At 54.6% G+C, this 914-nt stretch carries 1 protein-coding gene; it reads right to left on the bottom strand.

Features of this window, described 5'->3' with window-relative positions; all coding sequences use genetic code 11:
• Positions 1–777, bottom strand: a 777-nt coding sequence (locus EWH12_RS21945) for a phytanoyl-CoA dioxygenase family protein (protein WP_207212482.1), incomplete at its 3' end; no start/stop codon positions are given.
• Positions 778–914 lie beyond the last annotated feature (137 nt).

Genomic DNA, 914 nt, shown 5'->3' with positions numbered 1-914 from the left:
GGAAACAATCGGCGCGGTGAGCCATAACCCCATTGTCAGCCTGCCAGCTCTGGCTGCCTGACCCGAACCCGATCCCGATCCTGCCGTGGATTGACGGTTCCTACACCACCTCCTGGGACACGACCGATGCGCGCCCCAAAGATTGTGCGTTTCCTGGCCATCTTCAGCCATGCTCCAATGTTTTCGATCGCCGCCGAAATTCCAGTCGGGCAAGCGATGCGAACCAGGCGCATAGAATAGTTCACCCGACCCCGGTTGAACGTCTTCCAGCGCGATCCAGCAGGCAGCCAGTTGCAGAGGCTGCTGCACGACGACATAGGCTGTGTCCTGATGCAGACCCTGCTGCGAACCCTGATCGAAACTCAGGCTCTGGAACAACAGCGGATCAGCGTCGAATATCAAACGAAGAAAATCGAACAATGCGGGGACATGAAATAAATCAAGCGCCTGCGGCAGCGCAACAAATGCATCCAGGACGCGTCCGCCCATGCGATCGGCGGGATGATCCAGACGCTTGGTGATATAATCCCGGTGACTTTGATAAATGATATCAGAGTTGCCATCGCGAAAGGACGTCTCGATGCGTTGCTGAAAAGCATCGACGAGTTCGTGCGAAGCCGCACCCTCCAAAATAATATAGCCGTCGGACGCGAATTTCTCGACCTGCGCCTTTTGTTGCAGGTTCAACCCTCGCGCCTGTATCTCTTGCTGCCAGTCCGATCGATCAATCCATAGACCGCCATATTTTGAATGAAACGACGGGACTTCTTCCTGCATAATCCACCATCCTAAGAGCCCGATCCGAAAGTTGTTGAGCAATACCAGCATGTTGTGATTCAGCCGTCTTTGCGACAAGATGGAGTGAATGGTGGCATGGACTGGTATTGCCCGGCGAGAGCATAGTCGGGAAGGTT

Source organism: Sphingobium cupriresistens (genome assembly GCF_004152865.1).
GTDB lineage: Bacteria > Pseudomonadota > Alphaproteobacteria > Sphingomonadales > Sphingomonadaceae > Sphingobium > Sphingobium cupriresistens.
The sequence above is the reverse complement of the archived record's forward strand: the minus strand, read 5'-3'. Positions and strand labels throughout refer to the sequence as shown.